The 17,983-nt window shown below is 67.2% G+C and carries 20 protein-coding genes; 3 read left to right on the top strand and 17 right to left on the bottom strand.

The genetic code is table 11. The features are described 5' to 3' along the window. Positions 1–34 precede the first annotated feature (34 nt). From DZG09_RS10855 to DZG09_RS10815, 9 genes are all read right to left on the bottom strand, one after another. Complete coding sequence (locus tag DZG09_RS10855) at positions 35–1,114, bottom strand: BMP family lipoprotein (RefSeq protein WP_119697743.1); 1,080 nt, start codon at positions 1,112–1,114, stop codon at positions 35–37. Positions 1,115–1,301: 187 nt separating this feature from the next. Beyond that, positions 1,302–3,695, bottom strand: a complete 2,394-nt coding sequence (locus DZG09_RS10850) for a DEAD/DEAH box helicase (RefSeq protein WP_119697742.1) — start codon at positions 3,693–3,695, stop codon at positions 1,302–1,304. Positions 3,696–3,732: 37 nt separating this feature from the next. Then, a complete protein-coding gene (tatC, locus tag DZG09_RS10845; protein ID WP_338039995.1) occupies positions 3,733–4,548 on the bottom strand; it encodes a twin-arginine translocase subunit TatC in 816 nt (271 codons plus the stop codon). A 6-nt stretch (positions 4,549–4,554) separates the two neighbouring features. Continuing rightward, positions 4,555–4,827, bottom strand: a complete 273-nt coding sequence (tatA, locus tag DZG09_RS10840; protein WP_420845903.1) for a twin-arginine translocase TatA/TatE family subunit — start codon at positions 4,825–4,827, stop codon at positions 4,555–4,557. Between the two features lie 99 nt (positions 4,828–4,926). Continuing rightward, complete coding sequence (locus tag DZG09_RS10835; RefSeq protein WP_119697740.1) at positions 4,927–5,883, bottom strand: helix-turn-helix transcriptional regulator; 957 nt, start codon at positions 5,881–5,883, stop codon at positions 4,927–4,929. After that, positions 5,880–6,860, bottom strand: a complete 981-nt coding sequence (locus DZG09_RS10830) for a helix-turn-helix transcriptional regulator (protein ID WP_240423949.1) — start codon at positions 6,858–6,860, stop codon at positions 5,880–5,882. Before DZG09_RS10830 ends, DZG09_RS10835 begins: the two co-directional genes overlap by 4 nt. Positions 6,861–6,959: 99 nt before the next feature. Continuing rightward, complete coding sequence (locus DZG09_RS10825; RefSeq protein WP_162893282.1) at positions 6,960–7,931, bottom strand: FKBP-type peptidyl-prolyl cis-trans isomerase; 972 nt, start codon at positions 7,929–7,931, stop codon at positions 6,960–6,962. Positions 7,932–7,941: 10 nt separating this feature from the next. Further along, entirely contained in the window at positions 7,942–9,015 is a 1,074-nt protein-coding gene (locus tag DZG09_RS10820; RefSeq protein ID WP_119697738.1) for a tRNA (adenine-N1)-methyltransferase, read from the bottom strand. Beyond that, the gene (locus DZG09_RS10815) at positions 9,012–9,677 is read right to left on the bottom strand and encodes an HAD family hydrolase (RefSeq protein ID WP_119697737.1); all 666 of its coding nucleotides are present in this window, start codon (positions 9,675–9,677) and stop codon (positions 9,012–9,014) included. The genes DZG09_RS10820 and DZG09_RS10815 overlap by 4 nt, the downstream gene beginning before the upstream one ends. Positions 9,678–9,758: 81 nt before the next feature. Here DZG09_RS10815 and DZG09_RS10810 point away from each other — a divergent pair, with 81 nt between their 5' ends. After that, positions 9,759–10,616, top strand: coding sequence for a PAC2 family protein (locus DZG09_RS10810; protein WP_240423947.1), 858 nt, complete (start codon positions 9,759–9,761; stop codon positions 10,614–10,616). Between the two features lie 75 nt (positions 10,617–10,691). Here the strand turns inward: DZG09_RS10810 and DZG09_RS10805 are convergent, their stop codons facing one another. The 3 genes from DZG09_RS10805 to DZG09_RS10795 form a co-directional block, all read right to left on the bottom strand. Next, entirely contained in the window at positions 10,692–11,525 is an 834-nt protein-coding gene (locus tag DZG09_RS10805) for an undecaprenyl-diphosphate phosphatase (protein ID WP_119697736.1), read from the bottom strand. Between the two features lie 188 nt (positions 11,526–11,713). Continuing rightward, the gene (locus DZG09_RS10800) at positions 11,714–12,577 is read right to left on the bottom strand and encodes a siderophore-interacting protein (protein ID WP_119697992.1); all 864 of its coding nucleotides are present in this window, start codon (positions 12,575–12,577) and stop codon (positions 11,714–11,716) included. Positions 12,578–12,744: 167 nt separating this feature from the next. Next, entirely contained in the window at positions 12,745–13,086 is a 342-nt protein-coding gene (locus DZG09_RS10795; protein ID WP_119697735.1) for a histone-like nucleoid-structuring protein Lsr2, read from the bottom strand. A 132-nt stretch (positions 13,087–13,218) separates the two neighbouring features. Between DZG09_RS10795 and DZG09_RS10790 the strand changes: the two genes are divergently transcribed. After that, a complete protein-coding gene (locus tag DZG09_RS10790; RefSeq protein WP_162893281.1) occupies positions 13,219–14,130 on the top strand; it encodes a hypothetical protein in 912 nt (303 codons plus the stop codon). Beyond that, positions 14,127–14,423 carry a transcriptional regulator gene (locus tag DZG09_RS10785; RefSeq protein WP_338039994.1) on the top strand — a complete coding sequence of 99 codons (297 nt, stop codon included), beginning with the start codon at positions 14,127–14,129 and terminating at the stop codon, positions 14,421–14,423. The genes DZG09_RS10790 and DZG09_RS10785 overlap by 4 nt, the downstream gene beginning before the upstream one ends. Before the next feature lie 2 nt (positions 14,424–14,425). On the opposite strand, the gene DZG09_RS10780 is transcribed toward DZG09_RS10785, so the two are convergent. From DZG09_RS10780 to DZG09_RS10760, 5 genes are read right to left on the bottom strand one after another with little or no spacing between them, the layout of a single operon-like run. Next, positions 14,426–14,647: a helix-turn-helix transcriptional regulator gene (locus tag DZG09_RS10780; RefSeq protein ID WP_087055276.1), complete on the bottom strand. Its 222-nt coding sequence runs from the start codon at positions 14,645–14,647 to the stop codon at positions 14,426–14,428. A gap of 6 nt (positions 14,648–14,653) precedes the next feature. Beyond that, positions 14,654–15,541 carry an ABC transporter permease gene (locus tag DZG09_RS10775; RefSeq protein WP_119697732.1) on the bottom strand — a complete coding sequence of 296 codons (888 nt, stop codon included), beginning with the start codon at positions 15,539–15,541 and terminating at the stop codon, positions 14,654–14,656. Beyond that, complete coding sequence (locus tag DZG09_RS10770) at positions 15,538–16,461, bottom strand: ABC transporter ATP-binding protein (protein WP_240423945.1); 924 nt, start codon at positions 16,459–16,461, stop codon at positions 15,538–15,540. The genes DZG09_RS10775 and DZG09_RS10770 overlap by 4 nt, the downstream gene beginning before the upstream one ends. Beyond that, positions 16,458–17,477 carry a DUF1129 domain-containing protein gene (locus DZG09_RS10765; RefSeq protein ID WP_119697731.1) on the bottom strand — a complete coding sequence of 340 codons (1,020 nt, stop codon included), beginning with the start codon at positions 17,475–17,477 and terminating at the stop codon, positions 16,458–16,460. Before DZG09_RS10765 ends, DZG09_RS10770 begins: the two co-directional genes overlap by 4 nt. Continuing rightward, positions 17,474–17,800, bottom strand: a complete 327-nt coding sequence (locus DZG09_RS10760) for a PadR family transcriptional regulator (RefSeq protein WP_240423943.1) — start codon at positions 17,798–17,800, stop codon at positions 17,474–17,476. Before DZG09_RS10760 ends, DZG09_RS10765 begins: the two co-directional genes overlap by 4 nt. Positions 17,801–17,983 lie beyond the last annotated feature (183 nt).

Here is a 17,983-nt window from a genome sequence, read left to right as displayed (position 1 = left end):
AGGCCGATGCGGCCTCCCCTCGCGCTGGGATCGCTCAGTCCAGGTACGACTCCACGGTCAGGTCGCCGGAGATGATGCGCTGCTCGAGTTCATCCACCTCTGCCACCAGTTCCGCGTCGACCTCGTCCTCGAAGCTGTGCAGGTCGGCAAGGCCCACGCCCTCGTTCTCGAGCGTGCCGACGTAGGCCTCGGTGTCGAACTCCCCGTCGGCGCTCGCCATGACCGCCTGGTACGTGGACAGGTCCATAGCCTTCAGGATGGACGTGAGCACGTAGTCCTGCGTGTCAGGGTCCTTCTCGAACAGGTCGGAATCCGTGCCGATCAGCGCGATGTCGTCGCCCGATTCCTTGATCGCCTGCAGTGCCGACTGGTAGATCGGGCCGCCCACCGGCAGCAGCACATCGACGCCCTGGTCGATGATGTTCTGCGCGACGGTCTTCGCCGCGGGGTTCGCATCGAAGCCGCCCGTGAACGAGCCGGTCTCGCCGTCCCAGCCGATCACCTCGACGTCAGCGTCCTTCTCCTCGTTGTAGTAGTCGACGCCCTGCTTGAAGCCGTCCATGAAGATCGTGACGGTCGGGAACTCCTCGCCGCCGAAGGTGCCGACCTTGTCCACCTCCGAGTACCCCGCAGCGAGGTATCCGGCCAGGAACGCCGCCTGCGCCGTGTCATACAGCAGCGGCTTGATCGCCTCCGCGTCCTTCTCGCCGTCGAAGTCGTTGTCCGCGGCGTCGTCGATCAGGACGAAGTCGAGATCGGGGTTGGCGCCTGCCACCTCGACCGTCGCCGCAGAAAGCGCGAAGCCCACGGCGGCGATCACGTCGCATCCCTGCGCCACGAGGTTCTCGAGGTTCGGGGCGTAGTCGGTCGCGGCATTCGACTCGACTTCGATCGGAGTCACGCCCAGCTCCTCGGCCGCCATGTCGACCCCCTCTTTGGAGAGCTGGTTGAACGACTTGTCTTCGAAGCCGCCGAAGTCGGACACGATGCACGGCAGGAAGTCGCTCGCCGTCCCCTCACCGGATTCTTCGGTCTCCTCCGGTGCCGCCCCGCAGCCCGCGAGAAGGATCGCGGCGCTCGCCGCCGCGACGCCGCCGAGCAGTGAACGCTTCATCGTTTTGGTCACGCTGTCTCCTCCTGAGAGAACGGGCCCCGTCGCGCACGAACTCCGATCGGTCGGCGTCCTCCGGGGCAATGTGCACACGCTACCCCGCGTTCACTGCGCGGACCGACACGTTCGACCCGTCCGAAACGGGAAAGTTACATTCATCGGTGAATCGACTGCGGAAGTGGTGCACCGCTCACACGCCGGAATAGGCGACGATGCCCCGCCTGACGGCGTCAATCGCCTGCCTGGCGGTGCGAGCGAGCTCGCCGTCGGCTGCGATCCCCAGCTGATCGAGCAGGTCGATGGTCTGCTTCGCCCACCGGACGAAGTCGCCTGCGGCCATGTCGGCCTCGCCGAGCACGCGGTCGAGCAGCTGGCCGCGCGCCCACATGTGCATCGCCAGGCTCAGCCCGGTCGCCAGCGGTTGGGTGCCAGGCAGGTGGTGCTCCTGCTCGAGATCATCGATCCGAGCCCACAGCTCCTCCGTGCGTCCGAGCGCTTCGCGGAAGGGTCCGCGAGGAAGCGGCGCATCGCCGGCGTCGTCTCGACGGGGTTCGTACACCAGGGTGCACGCGAGAGCCGCGAGCGATGCGGCGTCCAGCCTCTGCCAGAACCCCGCCCGCAGCGACTCGGCGACGAGCAGGTCTCGGTCGCCGTAGATCCGCTTCATGCGGCGGCCCGCATCGGTGAGCGTCACGTCGTCGTCCGCGTGCTCGACGTACTCGAGCGCGGTGAGCACGTCGATGATCCGATCGAAGCGCCGAGCCACCGTGCCGGTGCGGGAGGCGATCTGGCGGCGCAGCTTGTCGGTGCTCCGTTTGAGCGAGAAGTAGCGCTCGCCCCACCGCGCGTGCTGCTCGCGCTCCGGGCAGCGCTGACAGCCGTGGCGCGACATCCGGCGCTTCAGCTGCTGGATCTTCGCCGACCGCTCATCGCGCTTCGCGCGGGAGGCGGAGGCGTCGCGGCGCTGCGCCTTCTCGAGATCCTTGAGTTCGCGACGCATACCGGCGAACTCCACGAAGTCACCGTGGTCGCACGTCATCGCCTCCTGGTAGCCCGACAGCGATTCCTCCGCGTCGCGCACCTGTTGGGCCAGGCCCACCACGGACCGATCGGCCTGGAACTGTGCGAAGGAGGTCTCGAGGATCTGCCTGGCGCGCCGCCGACCGTACTGGTCGATCAGGTTCACAGCCATGTTGTACGTCGGCCGGAACGACGAATTCAGCGGATAGGTGCGGCGCGACGCGAGCGACGCAACCGATTCGGGGTCGAGCGCGTCGACCCACTGCACCACGGCGTGCCCTTCGACATCGATTCCGCGGCGCCCCGCGCGGCCGGTGAGCTGCGTGTACTCCCCCGGCGTGATCGGAACCCTGCTCTCGCCGTTGAACTTCTCGAGCTTCTCGAGCACGACGGAGCGCGCGGGCATGTTGATGCCGAGCGCGAGAGTCTCGGTGGCGAACACGGCCTTCACCAGCTTGCGCTGGAACAGCTCCTCTACGACCTCTTTGAAGGCCGGGAGCAGTCCGGCGTGGTGCGCGGCGACGCCGCGTTCGAGGTTGTCGATCCAGGTGTCGACCTCGAGCACACCGAGATCCTCATCGGCGATCGCCGCCGTGCGCTCTCTGGCGACGCGCCGGATCTCGGTCCGCTCGTCCTTCGTCGTCAGCCGCAGCCCTGAGCGCCTGACCTGCTGCACGGCGGCATCGCAGCCGACTCTGCTGAAGATGAAGAAGATCGCAGGCAGCAGATTCGCCCGATCGAGCAGGTCGACCACCTGCGGCCGATCCATCCGTGGCATCCGGCGCGCCTGTCCGCCGCCGCCGCGCGGTCCGCCCCGATGCCTGCCGCGCGGCCCGCCGCGACGTCGGCCGTCGAAGGTGCGGTCGTATGCGGCGCCGCCCGAACTGCGCAGACTGAGCAGCTCGCGGTTCACCCTGTCTCCCGCCGAGTGCTCGTCGAACAGCGGCAGCAGCTCGTTCCTGACCAGCACATGCTGCTCCAGCGGTACCGGTCGGGTCTCGGAGACGATGACCTCCGTGTCGCCGCGCACCGTGTCGAGCCAGTCGCCGAACTCCTCCGCATTCGACACGGTGGCAGACAGCGACACCAGGCGCACGCTCTCCGGGAGGTGGATGATGACCTCTTCCCACACGGCGCCGCGGAAGCGGTCGGCGAGGTAGTGCACCTCGTCCATCACCACGTAGCGCAGGCCGTCGAGCGCCGACGAACCCGCGTAGATCATGTTCCGCAGCACCTCGGTGGTCATCACCACGATGCGCGCGCCGCCGTTGATGTTGACGTCTCCGGTGAGGAGGCCCACCTCATCCTCCCCGTACCGCTCCTGCAGCTCGCGGAACTTCTGGTTCGACAGCGCCTTGATCGGCGTGGTGTAGAACGCCTTCTCGCCCGGCGTCTCCGCGGCCAGGTGCACCGCGAACTCACCGACGATCGTCTTGCCCGCGCCCGTCGGTGCGGCCACGAGCACGCTGCGCCCGTCTTCGAGCGCCTCGCACGCCGCGGTCTGGAACGGATCGAGCCGGAATCGCTGCGCACCCGCGAACTCGGCGGTAAGGGGATGACTCATCCCGGCAAGCCTATGCCCAGCGGCGCCAGCCGCCCGCTCAGAAATCGACGAAGAGCTCCGGATTCTTCTTGCGCTTGCGCCGGTCGAACAGCAGCGACACCAGGCCGGCGGCCATGTACAGCGTGAACAGGATCGCCGAGAGGATCAGCATCGTGATCATGTCGGCCGGGGGCGAGGCGAGCATGCCGAAGACGAGGCACACGATGATCGCGATGCGCCACCCGCGCACGATCGTCTTGCCCCGCACCACCCCGGCGAGGTTCAGTGCGACGAGGAACACCGGCAGCACGAACGCGATTCCGACGATCACGACCAGCTTGAGCACGAAGTCCAGATAGGGCCGCGCCTCGTAGATCTGCGACGCGAAAGCCTCCGTCGGCACGAATCCGGACATGATCCGGATGATGTTCGGCATCAGCATCAGGGCGACGACGCACCCACCGAAGAACAGCGGGATCGCCGCAGCCATGAAGCCGACCGTGTACCAGATCTCGCGCATCTTCAGCCCCGGCATGATGAATGCCCAGATCTGCCAGAGCCACACCGGCGCCGAGAGCACGATGCCGATCGAGAAGGAGATCCGCAGGCGCATGTCGAAGGGGCCCGTGATGTCCTGGTACGTCAGGCGGGTGAAGTCGTCGCCGAGCTCGTCGCGCACGATCTCGATCGGTCTGATCAGGAATTCGATGACGTAGTCGGTCAGGATGAACGACACGATCATCCCGACCAGCAGCGCGATGACGGCGATCATCAGTCGCCGACGGAGCTCCTTGAGATGCCCGCCGAGGCTCATCCGGCGTTCGCGCTTCGGCCGACCGTCCTCCGTCGTCACGCCGCTGTCGGTGCTGACCACCGCCGGCTACTGCTGCGAGGAGTCGTTCGGCTTCGCGACCGGTTCGCCGTTCAGCGTGTATCCGCTGTCTTTGTCCGGCACGGTCGGCTGCGCCGTGGTCGCGGGGGTCGTGCTCTCCTCTTCGGCCGCGTTCTCGTCCTTCATCTGCTTCATCTCGCCCTTGAACGCGCGGGCGGACTGGCCCATGCTCTTCGCAAGTGCTGGCAGCCGTGCCGCACCGAAGATGAGCAGGATGACGAGCAGGATCAGCAGGATCTGCCAGATTCCCATATTGGGCATGATGCCTCCGAACGGTCGTTGTCGGGCGCCGGCCGGATGACGCCCGATGCAGTCAGTCTAAGCGTGTTCCCCTGGCAATGGCAGTGGCCCCGCGGCGATTCAGCCCAGGTACTGGTCCAGCCCGGCCTGCGCCCACTCCGCGGCGGCGCGCCGCGCGGCATCCGGTTCCACGATCTCGACGTGCCCTGCCCGCAGCGCGGCAAGGCGTTTCAGCGAGCGCGCATCGCCCACCCGCACTCTCGCCCGAATCACATCGCCGTCGTCATGCAGCTCCGCGCCCTCGAGATAGTCGCCGACGAGCGGCGCGTACTCGGAGCGGAACCGGATGGCCGCGATGTCGTCGTCCGCGCCGCGAGCGAAAAGCGCAGGTGCTTCCTCACCGGAGTGCTGCGCCGGTTTCCCGGTGATGTGCGCGTCGCTGACGCGCTCGAGGTTGAACGTGCGCATCGCGCGGCGGGTGTGGCACCAGCCCTGCACGTACCAGTCGCCGTTCGAGATGACGAGCTTCACCGGGTCGACCGTGCGCGTCGTCTCCGGGCCGTCCTTCGCGCGATATCGGAACTCGACGGCGACGCGCTCGCGCAGCGCCCGGCCGACCAGCTCTCGCACCTCGTCGACTCGCGCGGGCACGACGACGACGTCTGCCGGCGCCGCGGACGCGCCGGCGGCGAGCTTCGCGATCAGCGAGCGCACGACATCGCTGTCGGCGACGCCGGGAAGCGAGGACGCCAGCCGCAGACCTGCCAGCAGCGCCGCGGCCTCCCGGGAGGTCAGCCGTGGAGCGCGACGCAGCCCGACCGCCTGGGTGATCTCGATGATCCCCGAGCCGTCGAGCAGATCCCAGTTGATGTCGAACAGCTCGTGCGGCTGCTGCCAGTAGCCCCCGTCGCCGGGCAGCCCGATCACGGTCAGTTTCTCGACCATGCCGCGCATCTGTTCGGCGCTCACGCCGAACTCCTCAGCGGCCTCCTCCACGGACACCTCGCCGCGTTCGAGCAGATAGGGGACGAGGGTGAGCAGGATCTGCACCCGATCCGTCGACAGCAGAACATTCATCGCGTCGCCCCTTCGTGCAGGTCGCGAACGGCGCGCAGCCGCGAGACGACCGCATCGCGCAGCTCCGACGGCTCCACGACACGAGCCTCCGGCCCGTAGGAGGCGAGCTCGTCAGCGAGGATGTGCAGGTCGACGTACGGGACCCGCATCCCCTGGCGTGCGGGCCGCGCTCTGCGCCGCAGCCGCAGCTCGGCTTCCGTGCCCGGATTGACCTCGATCAGGGCGCTCTGCCGCTCCGCGACCGCGGCCAGGCCTCGCTGCGCACGCTCCCCCGCGCCGACGCGCAGAGCCGGGTCGAAACCGGAGTCGGTGAGGATCACGTCGCCGATCATGCGGCTGAGCAGGAATGTGCGGTCTCCATCCGCGACGGTGTCGTGCCCGTACACGTGCCATCGCGCCTCGTAGTCGACGAGTGCGAGCGGGCGCATGCGCCGTCGACGCGCCCGTTCCTCCCCCGGCTTGAGATAGTCGAACTCGACTTCGACGGCCTGATCGATCGCGTGCTGCAACGGGCCGAACGCCGCTTCCCTCGCCGTCATGCGCGGCGCGAAGCCGAGAATCGGTTCGTCGGCGTCTCCGCCGAGTGCGCGGATCTTGCGCAGCCCGGCTCTGGCTTCGGCCGAGAGCGATCCTTCGCTCCACACGCTGCCGGCGAGACTGAGCACGGCCAGTTCGGCCGGCGTGAACTCGAGGTCGTCCGGCAGATCGTACTCCGCCTGCGGAATGCGATAGCGGGCCTCACGCAGATCCTTCGGGTCCGCACTGTTGCCGATCGTCTCGATCGGCACGCCGAGACGGCGCAGATCCTCTTTGTCGCGTTCGAACAGCTTCTCCAACGCGGTGCGCGCCGAGCCCGAGCGCTGGCGATAGCCCGACACGTTCTCCAGGATCTCGTCCTTGGTCACGCCGTTCGACGTCGCCATCAGCGCAACGATCAGGTTGAGCTGGCGCTCCTCCACCGGAATCCTCTTGGCCACCCCGCAATCCTACGATCGCAGCGAGGCGTGCGCGCCGAACACGCGGGCACAGGCACCGAGACGGCGCCCGGTCCTCACCCGACGACTCCCGGAGCCGTCCTACTCCTGTATTCCGACGATGTCGATCACGAACACCAGTGTCGAACCAGCCGGAATGGACTCATTGGCCTGGTCGCCGTAGCCGAGCTCCGGCGGGATAACGGCGAGGACCTGCGATCCGACCGTCTGCCCCTCGACGGCTTCGCTGAACCCTTCGATCATCTGGCCGCTCATCACCAGCGCCGCGCCCTGATCCCAGGCGGAGTCGAACACCTCACCGGTGTCCCACAATACGCCCGTGTATCGCAGCACCGCCGCGTCGCCGGAGGCGACCTTCTTGCCGTCGCCTTTCAACAGGGTCTCGACGGCGAGCTCATCCGGTGCGCTCTTGTCCGGAACCGTGATGCCGGGGCGACCGTCGGGAGCACGCACCACGGACGGCATGTTGGTCGAGGCGTTGTACTGCGGCGAGCCCCAGGCAGCGCGCGGGTACACGTCGGTCACGTCGACGACCGCGATCAGCGAGCCCTCCTGCGGGAACCCCTGCATCGCGTACTGCTGACGCGCCTCGTCGGAGACGCCGTCGGCGCCGAGCCCGACGACCATCCGGGTTCCGGCCTGAGCGCAGGTGAGCGCGTCCTCCAGGCCCGGGAACTGCAGCAGCCAGTTCTCCATGGTCTGCGGCTGACTGGTGCCGTCGAACGCCGTCGAGATGACGAAGCTGCCCTTGGCGTCGTAGAACGCCATGTCGATCGTGGCGATCTGATCCATCTCGCTCAGCGCATCGCCGTCGCCGGCCTCGACATCGGCGAACACGGTCTTCTCAGTCGAATAGCCGGCCGCGGCATCGTCGGGAAGGTTGACGGAGATCTCGGGGACCGTACCGGCGTCGCCCGAGATGTCGACGAGATCGGCGATCGCGGCACCGGACTCCGGCCGCTCGCACGCGGCGATCGGGCTCGACGTCGAGCACGCGACGAGGCTCAGTCCTGCAAGGGCGAGAATGGATACTGCAGCGGGGAACTTGCGCACGCGCCTCAGTCTAAGCACGGGTAGGGGCCTCTCCCTCATCGTCGGCTGGATGTTCAGGATGAACCGTCTCCGGTTCCTCGTCATGACCTTCATCGGCCCGGCGCGACGCCGCAGCGATCCGCGCGCCGTCGACGGCTTTCTGCGCTTCCCTGACACGTCTGCGGAGGTTCTTGTCCGTGATCTCCCTGTCGCCCACCGCGCCCGGGGTCCAGATCTCCACGTCCTCGTCGCCGTAGCTGCTCTTCGACGCCCGGCGCTTCGCCTCTGGTGCGATCGTGCCCGGCGCCAGCTTCCGCGCGGTCAGGAGGAATCCGGTGTGGGCGACCATCCGGTGATCGGGACGCACCGCGAGGCCCTCGACATGCCAGCCGCGCACCATCGTCTCCGACGCATCGGGATCCGTGAACCCGCCCAGGCCCCGGATGAACTCGGCCGTGCGAGAGAGCTGTGTGGCGGTCGCGACGTAGCAGATCACGACGCCGCCCGGTGCGAGCGCATCGGCGACCGCCGGCATGACCTCCCACGGGGCGAGCATGTCGAGCACGATGCGGTCCACGCTTCCCGGCTCGGTCTCAGCCGGCAGCTCCTCTGCCAGGTCGCCCTCGACGACGCGCCACTGCGGCGGCAGCTCGCCGAAGAAGGTCTCGACATTGAGGGAGGCGACCTCGGCGAAGTCCGGGCGGCGCTCGAACGAGGTCAGGCTGCCGCCCTCGCCGATGGCGCGCAGCAGCGACAGCGACAACGCGCCCGACCCGACGCCCGCTTCGACGACGACGGCCCCGGGGAAGATGTCGGCCTGCTGAACGATCGCCGCCGCATCCTTCGGATACACGATGGCCGCGCCCCGCGGCATCGACATCACGAAGTCGCGCAGCAGCGGGCGCAGCGCGAGGTACTCGTGTCCCGCGGTGTTCTCGACGACCGAACCGTCCGCCAACCCGATCAGCTGTGCGTGCGTGAGCACACCGACGTGCGTGTGCAGTTCACCGCCCTCGCGCAGCGTGACGGTGTGCAGCTTGCCTTTCGGGCCCGTCAGCTGCACCCGATCGCCGTAGCGGAACGGCCCGCGAGGCTTGTCGATCACGAGGTGCGCACCTGGCGGAACAGCTCGGTCAGGTCGCCGACGGTGCGCCCGTCGAGCCCGTTCCACACGACGTCGGCGCCGAGGCCGGAGATGTCGACGATGTTGGTCGCACCGATCGTCACAGCGCCCGAGGCCACGGCCGAAGTGACACCGGCCGTGGAATCCTCGATGGCGATCGCGTCGGCGATGTCGACACCGAGCGACTTGGCCGCGGTGAGGTAGGGATGAGGGTCGGGCTTGGGGCGTTCGACGTCGTCGCCGCCGATGAGCAGGTCGAATGCGGGGAAGTCGATGCGCTCGATCACGGTCTTCGCCAGGCGGCGCATCGACATCGTGACCATCGCCGTCGGGATACCCGCCTGGCGCAGGTCGAACAGCAGTTCGCGTGCGCCGGGGCGGAACGGCACGCCCGAGGTGACGATGCGGTCCATCACCGCCGCAGTGAGGTGGTCGACGATCTCAGGGATCTCCATCTTCACACCGGCGGCCTGCAGCAGTCTGGCCGACACCGGCAGCGCGTTCCCGATCAGTTCATAGCCCTGCTCTGCCGACCATGTGCCCCCGTAGGACTCGACCAGGGCGGTTTCGGCGGCGATCCAGTAGGGCTCGCTGTCGATCAGTGTGCCGTCCATATCCCAGAGCACGGCGCGTGGAGAAGTCATTCCACCAGCGTATCTGGCACACGGTGAGCGTCCTGCGCATAGGCTGTCGGGAAGACCTGGCATCGGGTCGGGAGGAGTGCAGTGACGAAAAGCTCGGAGTCGACGTTCGGCAGCCGCATCATCGTGGCGGCGTTCGACGGATGGAACGACGCGGGCGAGGCCGCATCGGGTGCGGTCGAACAGCTCCGCCGGAACGGCGCCTACGAGCCCGTCTCCTCCGTGGATCCGGAGCTGTACTTCGACTACCAGTACACGCGCCCGAACCTGAAGACGAAGGCGGACGGGTCGCGCGGCTTGGAATGGCCGGAGGCGACGCTGTACCGACCGACGGCGGCAAGCGAAGGCCCGGAGCTGTGGCTGCTCACCGGCGTGGAGCCGGCGCGCGCATGGCGGGCGTTCGTCGCGGAGTTCATCGATGTGGCCCTGCGCGAGGACGTCACGGGGCTCGTCACACTCGGCTCGATGATGTCGGACGTGCCGCACACGAGACCGATCGCGATCTCGGCCACGAGCGACAATCACGCCGTCAGCGAGGACCTGGCCCTCACCGAGGCGACGTACGAGGGGCCGGTGGGGATCCTCTCCGTGCTGCAGGACGCTGCGGAGACCGCCGGGCTTCCGACCGCGTCCCTGTGGGCGAGCGTCCCGCACTATGTGGCGAGCCAGGCTCCGTCTCCCAAGGCGACGCTCGCGCTCATCGAGCGACTGGAGCTGCTCACCCGAGCGTCCGTCCCGCACGGGTCGCTGCACACCGAGGCGGCGGCATGGGAGGCGTCGATCGATGCGGCGGCGTCAGAGGACGAGGAGATGCGCGAGTACATCCGGCTGCTCGAGGAGAATCGCGACACCGTCGAGGCTCCAGAGGCTTCGGGTGACGCGATCGCCCGCGCCTTCGAGAAGTACCTCAACCGCGACGATCGTGGCAAGGGCCACCGCTGAGCGAGCCCTGCGCACGACCTCCGCTGCGTTCTCGTCATCGACGCGCGCAGAACCCGCTCAGAAACATCCTGGGCGTCAGAGCGGTGAGAGCACGCCGGTGCCGAGCAGCACCATGACCACGCCGCCGAGCACGACGCGGTAGATCACGAACGGCAGAAAGCTGCCGCGCTTGAGGTAGCGCATCAGATAGGCGATGACGAGCCAGCCGACGATGCCGGCGACGAGGGTCGCGGCGATGACTCCGCCCCAGCCGTAGGGGCCTGCGCCTCCTTGCTCGAGACCGTGCTGGAGCTCGTACAGGCCTGACCCCATCACGGCGGGCACGGCGAGCAGGAAGGCGAACTCGGCTGCGGCGACACGGTTGTAGCCCAGCGCACGAGCAGCCGTGGTCGTCGCTCCGGATCGCGAGACGCCCGGCACGAGCGCGAGCGCCTGCGCGATGCCGATGGTCAGGCCGTGCGGATATGTGACGTCGTCCATCGCGCGAGCGCGGGAGGCCATCCGGTCGACGATGCCGAGGATGACGCCGAACACGATGAGCACCGCGGCGACCAGCCAGAGGTTGCGGAACACGTCGCGGATGTACTCCTGCAGGGTGAAGCCGAGGATGCCGATCGGGATCGACCCGAGGATAACCAACCAGCCCATCCTGGCGTCCGGATCGTTCCGAGGGACCTTGCCGATCAGCGCGAGGAACCACTGCTTGATGATGCGGCCGATCTTGCCCGCGAAGAACACCAGCACGGCCAGTTCTGTGCCGATCTGCGTGATGGCGGTGAAAGTCGCGCCGGGGTCGACGTGCGACGGCAGGAATTCGCCGACGATGCGCAGGTGCGCGCTCGATGAGATCGGCAGGAACTCGGTCAGTCCCTGCACGAGCCCGAGGATGATGGCCTCGAAGAAGTTCACGTGCTCTCTTTCGGGTCGGCATGCGGCGCGTCCGCGCCCGACCAAACGCTACCCGTTGACACCCGCGCCGCCCCTGAAAAACCCCCGCACCCCGCTGCCGCTCCAGCCCGCGAACTGCCTGGGCTTTGCCGAGATGCCCCGAGAAATGCGCCCTCGCGAACGACATGGGTGCATCTCGCGAGCCCGGATCAGCTCTGCGCGGGCTCCGGATCGAAGATCTGGCCCAGCGGTGTCTGCTTCTCGGCTTGGAACGTGTCCTCGGCGCGCCCGTACGCCCAGTACGCCGACAGCGACAGCCGGGAACGGTGGACTCCCCATTCCGTGTTGATCAGCGGGCGCAGCCGCTTCATCGCCTCGCGCTCACCGTGAGCGAAGACGTCGACGACCGATGTCGGTGCGTCGAGCGCCGCGACCGCCGTCACCAGAGCGTCGCCGTAGTGGGCACCGTCGCGGTGCAGCCAGCGCACGGTGACGCCGTCCGGCGCTTCGAACGCGACCTCGTGCTCGGCGGAGGCGACCTCGATGATCGCCAGCCCCTTCGCGTCATGACCGAGAGATTCGACTGCGGCCGCAATGGCGGGAATCGCCGATTCATCGCCGAAGAAGAGGTGCTCGTCGACATCCGGAGCCGGCGCGTACATGCCACCTGGACCATTGAGTGTGACGAGATCGCCAGGCTGCGCGTTCGCCGCCCACGGGCCGGCAAGACCCTCATCGCCGTGCACGACGAAATCGATCGCCATCGTGCGCTCCGACTCGTCGATCGACCGGATGGTGTACGTGCGTCGGGAGGGCATGTCCTGCGGGGCGAGCGTCTCGCGCAGCAGCTCCATGTCGTACGGGTGCTCCAGCCCCAGCTCTGGGCTGGCGAAGAGCAGCTTGACGTACTTCTCGGTCGACAGCGCCTTCTGCTCGTCGATTCCCGCTATGAACGCGTCTGCCCCTGGTCCGCCGAAGTGCACGCGCACCATATGCGGGCTCACCGCCTCGGTGCGAACAACCTCGAACACGTACGGTGTACGGCGGCGTCCGCCGGTGGGCTTGTCAGTCATCTCATCCATCCAACCATGGATTCCTTACCGTAGCCTCACCTAACTTAGACTCCCCGCGCTCTCCGTGCAGCTCCGCATCGGGCCACCTGGGTGCAGACTCATTGCCGAGATGCGCCGCTCTGGTCGCCCGTTCGGACCACATCCGGGCGTCTCGCGAACCAACGAACTCAGTGCGCCGCGTTGTATGCTTCCCGCACGTGCTTGGGCACAGCGCCCCGCGCGGCGAAATCGTAGCCGTTGGCAGCAGCCCACCGGCGCACCTCGGCGAGCGGTACGGCGCGCGCGAGCCTGGTCACCCGATACTCGCTGCGCTCCCGCTCCGCATGCGCACGATGCGCGGCCCGGATGTACGGCTCGAGCGCGTCGCGCAGCGCACGGGCGTTGCGCGGAGACAGGTCGAGTTCGTACGCCTCACCGTCCAGCGACAGCACGACCCGCTCCGCCACCGCCGAGGAGAGCTCGGTGCCATCGAGGTCGTCGAGAACCTTCTCCACCGTGCGTGTCGCCATATCGGTAAGGCTACTGGCGCTCCCCCGCCGAATGCTCATGACGCGCCATATGTGTGCGGCGGAGTACGCATCAACGGCAGCTATCGCGCAGCGACTCTTGCGAGTGGTTTCTGACACGCCCATACTTTCCACATGGCAAGTGAGTGGATGGGTGAGCCGATCGCGCAGATCGAGGGCCCGGATGACGCCGCGCACCAACTGGCGGAGCGCGACAGGCTGCGCGAACAGACGGAGCCGCTCAATCCTCCGCGGGAGTTCGCCGTGCTCCGGATGTGGACCGAGCTGGCGCACGTCACCTACATCGGAACCGTACTGCTTCTGCTGGCGAGCTACGGCGTGACCAGCGATGAAACCACACACATGGTGCACCCGCACATCTTCGCGCTTCTCGCACCTCTCATAGCAAGCAGCAACCTCCTTGACGGCGCCAGGGAACGGTTCCGCGTGCGCACCAGGAAGATCCTCGCCACGACGTGGGTCGCACTGATCATCGGTGCGAGTGTGTTCGTCGTGGCAACGATCGGAATCTTCACTGACGTCACCGTGCCTTGGTGGATCGCTGTGGCGACGACGATTGCCATGGTGGCACTCATTCTGCCTATGAGCCTTCGGCAGGTGGCACGTTCCGTCCCTGTCGAAGCGAAAGAGCAACCTGCCGCTCCGCTCGACTCGGCCTCGCGTGTCACCATGTTGTGCATTGCCGCGAGTATCGGCCTCATGCTCACACCCATCGGGTTCCCGACCGATTCCCGCGCAAGTGCCGTGCTGTATGCGTTCGCGGTCGCATGCTTCCTCGCGGCCTCCATAGCGACGTTGGTGAATTCACGAACGCGATTCTCGCCGTCTCGCCTCGGCTATGCGTGGGGTCGGTGGCAGTGGACAGCCCTCGGCGTGTGCGGTGCTGTCTGCGTCACGGTTGTTCTCTTCGACGCCTACACCTCCCTGGTCGACCCGCTCTTGGGCATTTCGGCGGGTGCCCTCACGACCGCTCTCCTGGGTGTCGCCGCATTCCTGCCGGCGACCGCCCGCGCTGCGGAGGAATGATGTCCCACCCCCGTCACCGGCTCGACCCTGCGTTCCAGACGCCCATCCGGTTCTCACTCATGGCCGCGCTGCGCCGCGACGCCGACATCGAGTTCGGCATCCTGCGCGACCTGCTCGAGGCCGACGATTCATCCCTGAGCAAGGCGATCGCCCACCTGGCCCGAACGAACTACGTCCGCATCACCAAGGGCTACGTCGGCTCCCGACCGCGCACCTGGATATCGATCACCGCATACGGCGAACGCGCCTACGCAGACCACCTCACCGCACTCCGCGCCATCGCCGGCGAGTAGCCTCACCCGATGCGCGGGAACGGCTCCGTCGAGAACAGCACCTCCACGGACACCTCGAAGTACGCGGCGATGCGCAGCGCCACGTACAGGCTCGGGCTGTACTCACCGCGTTCCAGATAGCCGATCGTCTGATAGTGCACGCCGAGCGCATCCGCGAGCTCGCGACGCGACACGTTGCGCTCAGCACGCAGCATCGCGATGCGGTTGTGAACCGTCTCCGCCACGCCGACCTACACTCCCCATTGCTGCTGCACATCGCGACGACGTGCAGCCAGCGTCGATCCGGACTCGCGTCGTGCCATCCGGCTCAGCAGCTTCGGCGCCACCGCCAGCGCCAGCACGGCCCAGATCGCGAGCACGATGAACACCCACTCCAGGCGCCAGGAACCGGCGACTTCGACCGCGCTCGCCGCTTCGGGCAGCAGCGAGGCGCGCATTCCGAGACCGTACCAGTACAGCGGGAACGCCTGCGCGATGCCCTGCACCCACCCTGGCAGCGCCACGAGCGGGTAGAAGATCCCAGAGATCCCGATCAGAACAAGGAGCGGCAGCATCACCAGGGGCATGTGCTTCGGGTTGGAGATGAGTGCGCCGAGTACGGCGCCGATCGACATCGTCGAGATCATGCCCAGCACAAGCACGGCGACGAACAGGAGCCACCGCAGCGGGGACGCGAACTCCAGACCCGCGAACAGGATGAGGCCGACGACCAGCATGACCACAGCGGAGACGACGTTCGCAAGCATGTTGGCAGTGATCTCGCCCACGAGGTAGCCCGTCGTACCTCCCGGAACGGATTTCGACCGCAGCAGCGTGCCGTTCGTGCGGTCCATCGAGAGCACGCCGATGATGCCCATGGTGCTGCCGAAGACCACGCCCATCGCGATCACGCCGGGCAACCCCATGGCGCCCAGGTCGACGGGCGAACCGGCGAAGCTCGCCTGCGACATCAGCACGAGCGCAACGATCATGATGGCCGTTGTGACGACCATCCCGATGATCTCGGACGGGGTGGTCAGCTGGATGCGTGCGGAGATCAGCCCGCGCCGCAGCCCGGTGCGATACGCGTTCGCCGTCGGGTTCGCTCTCGGCGTCCGCCGCTGGATGGTGGTACTCATCGCTCGACCTCCTCGAAGGGCGTTGTCGCCAGCTCGCGTCCGGCCTCGAACTGCTCGACCAACGAGAGATAGGCATCCTCGAGCGTCGCCCGTGTGATCTGCAGATCCGTGACGTCGTCATCGTGCGTGAGCAGCTCGCGAACGAACTGTGTGGAATCCTCCGCAGCGTGCAGGTGACGCTCCTGGCCTGTCACCCAACTGATCTCGGCGGTGCGCGATACCGCGCTGGTGAGCGCCAGCGGCGACCCGTCGGCGATGATGCGACCGCCCGCCAGGATGACGATCCGACTCGCCAGCGCCTCTGCCTCGGCGAGGTCGTGGGTCGTCAGCAGGATCGTGACACCCTCCATATCGCTGAGGCGGTGCACGAGGTCGTGGAAGTCACGCCTCGCTCGAGGGTCGAAGCCCGTGGTCGGCTCGTCCAGGAACAGCAGGGACGGCCGGCCGATGACGGCGAGCGCTACGTCGAGACGGCGGCGCTGACCGCCGGAAAGAGTCTGCAGCTTCTGATTCGCCTGCTCAGTGAGGCCGACGATGTCGAGCAGTTCGTCGACTGGCCAGGGCTCGACATACGGACGGTAGTAGTCGGACAGATGGCGGAGCAGCTGCCGCGGTCGCCACTTCCCGTGGTCGCTCGACGACTGCAATACGATGCCGACCTGCGACCGCCAACCGTCGTCGCCGCGGGACGGGTCTGCGCCGAGGACCGAGACGGTGCCGGATGAGGGTGTGCGGAACCCCTCCAGAATCTCGATGGTGGTGCTCTTTCCCGCCCCGTTCGGGCCGAGCATCGCGACGATCTCGTCCTCACGGATCTCGAGGTCAACGCCATCGAGCACCGTTTTGTCGCCATACGTCATGCGCAGGTCGGACACGGAGACGATCGGCGCGCCGCGCGGGGTCGAATGCGTTGTGCTCACTGGTCACCTGCCAAACATTCACTACAGCTCATAGCACTCATGCTACATCCTGACATAGAGATGAGCACTTCTTCTCCGCGCTGACCGCCTCCGACCCGACGGGCTCCATCGATAATGTCCGCTTCGTGAACGGCGCACCCTCGTCGATGCGGCGTGCACGACGGCGCAGGCGCCGAAGCAGAGTGTGCAGTTCGCTTCCGGAAGCTCTCCTCATCGTGATGCGATGCGCACACCTCAGCGGGAATCCGGACGACATCTCGCAGCTTTCCGCGACGGAGTCCGGGCTGGAGGAGACTGAACGCCCATGTCATCGCGAACACCACGACGGCAAGCATGGGGAAGAGCCAGTTCACGACGATGAGGAACGGGCGCCCGCCCTGCCGCCGCTTCGCCCGATCCTGCGCAGGCAAGGGGTCGACGATCTCGCCGTCGTCACGGCTCCGAACAGTCGCAATCGTGCCGATCACCGAGAGGACGACCAGGACTGCTGCGGCACCGACGAGGGGCGGCAGCGCAGAGAAGATCAGCCATGCCGCAGATGCTGATGCCGGAGCCACGAGCATTGCCAGCGCGCTCGCCAGCCCGACGACGATGAAGAGTGCCGCAGGCAGCCAGCGCTTGCGGAAGACGGCGCGCGGATAGAACGGGAAGGCGAACATCACCGTCAAGAGCACGGGAACGGCGAGCAGCATCAACTGCGGCATCGAGATCAGGACAACGGCCTGATCGAACCAGGCGACACTTGCCAGGACGAAGATGAGGAACGTGAAGAGCCCCAGCACGGGAAGGAGCATCGACCTGACCGCGTGCTCTCGCGCACTCATGGCGGGAAGGTCCAGCGAGGCGGCGTACTCCCGCGCGGAGCCGAAGGCCTCTTCCGCACCCTGCCCGGAGTCGGCCAGCAGTTCGCGGACACTGGCGATCGCATCGCCGATGGCCTGCCCGCGCACCCGGCGGAGGCGCAGCTCGACCGTGAACTGCTCGATCCACGTGTCGTCGGTCGTTGTCGTCTTCATGGGGTACCCGTTCCTGCAGGCCGTGCACTGCTCAGATAGGCGTCGCTGTTCGCTGCGAAACGCAGCCATTGCACTCTCATTCGCTCCAGCTCACTGCGCCCGAGATCGGTCAGCGAGAAGTACTTGCGTCCGGGACCAGCCTCGCCCGGGCGCCATTCGACGGTGACGAGCCCGGCCGATTCGTGGCGGGCGAGGATCGGATACAGCGTGCCGCCCTTGACTGTGCCGAGCCCGTTGGCTTCGAGATCGGCGATGATCGCGTAGCCGTACGATTCACCCTGTTCCAGGGCGCGGAGGCTGAACATCCCCAGGGTCGCGCGCATCCAATCGCTCGGCCACTCGCCGGGTGGCGGCGCTGCGCCTGATTGCTCTGCCTGCATAACTAGACTATGTGTCTAACTAGCAAGTGTTGTCAAGCAAAGGCTCGCTCCGTCCTCGATTCGGCGGCCGGGCTCACGCAATGCCGTGAGGAGGATAAAAGCGAAGACGAAGCGCTCCACTCGCGA

This window comes from Microbacterium halotolerans (assembly GCF_003569805.1).
Classification (GTDB): domain Bacteria; phylum Actinomycetota; class Actinomycetes; order Actinomycetales; family Microbacteriaceae; genus Microbacterium; species Microbacterium halotolerans.
The sequence above is the reverse complement of the archived record's forward strand: the minus strand, read 5'-3'. Positions and strand labels throughout refer to the sequence as shown.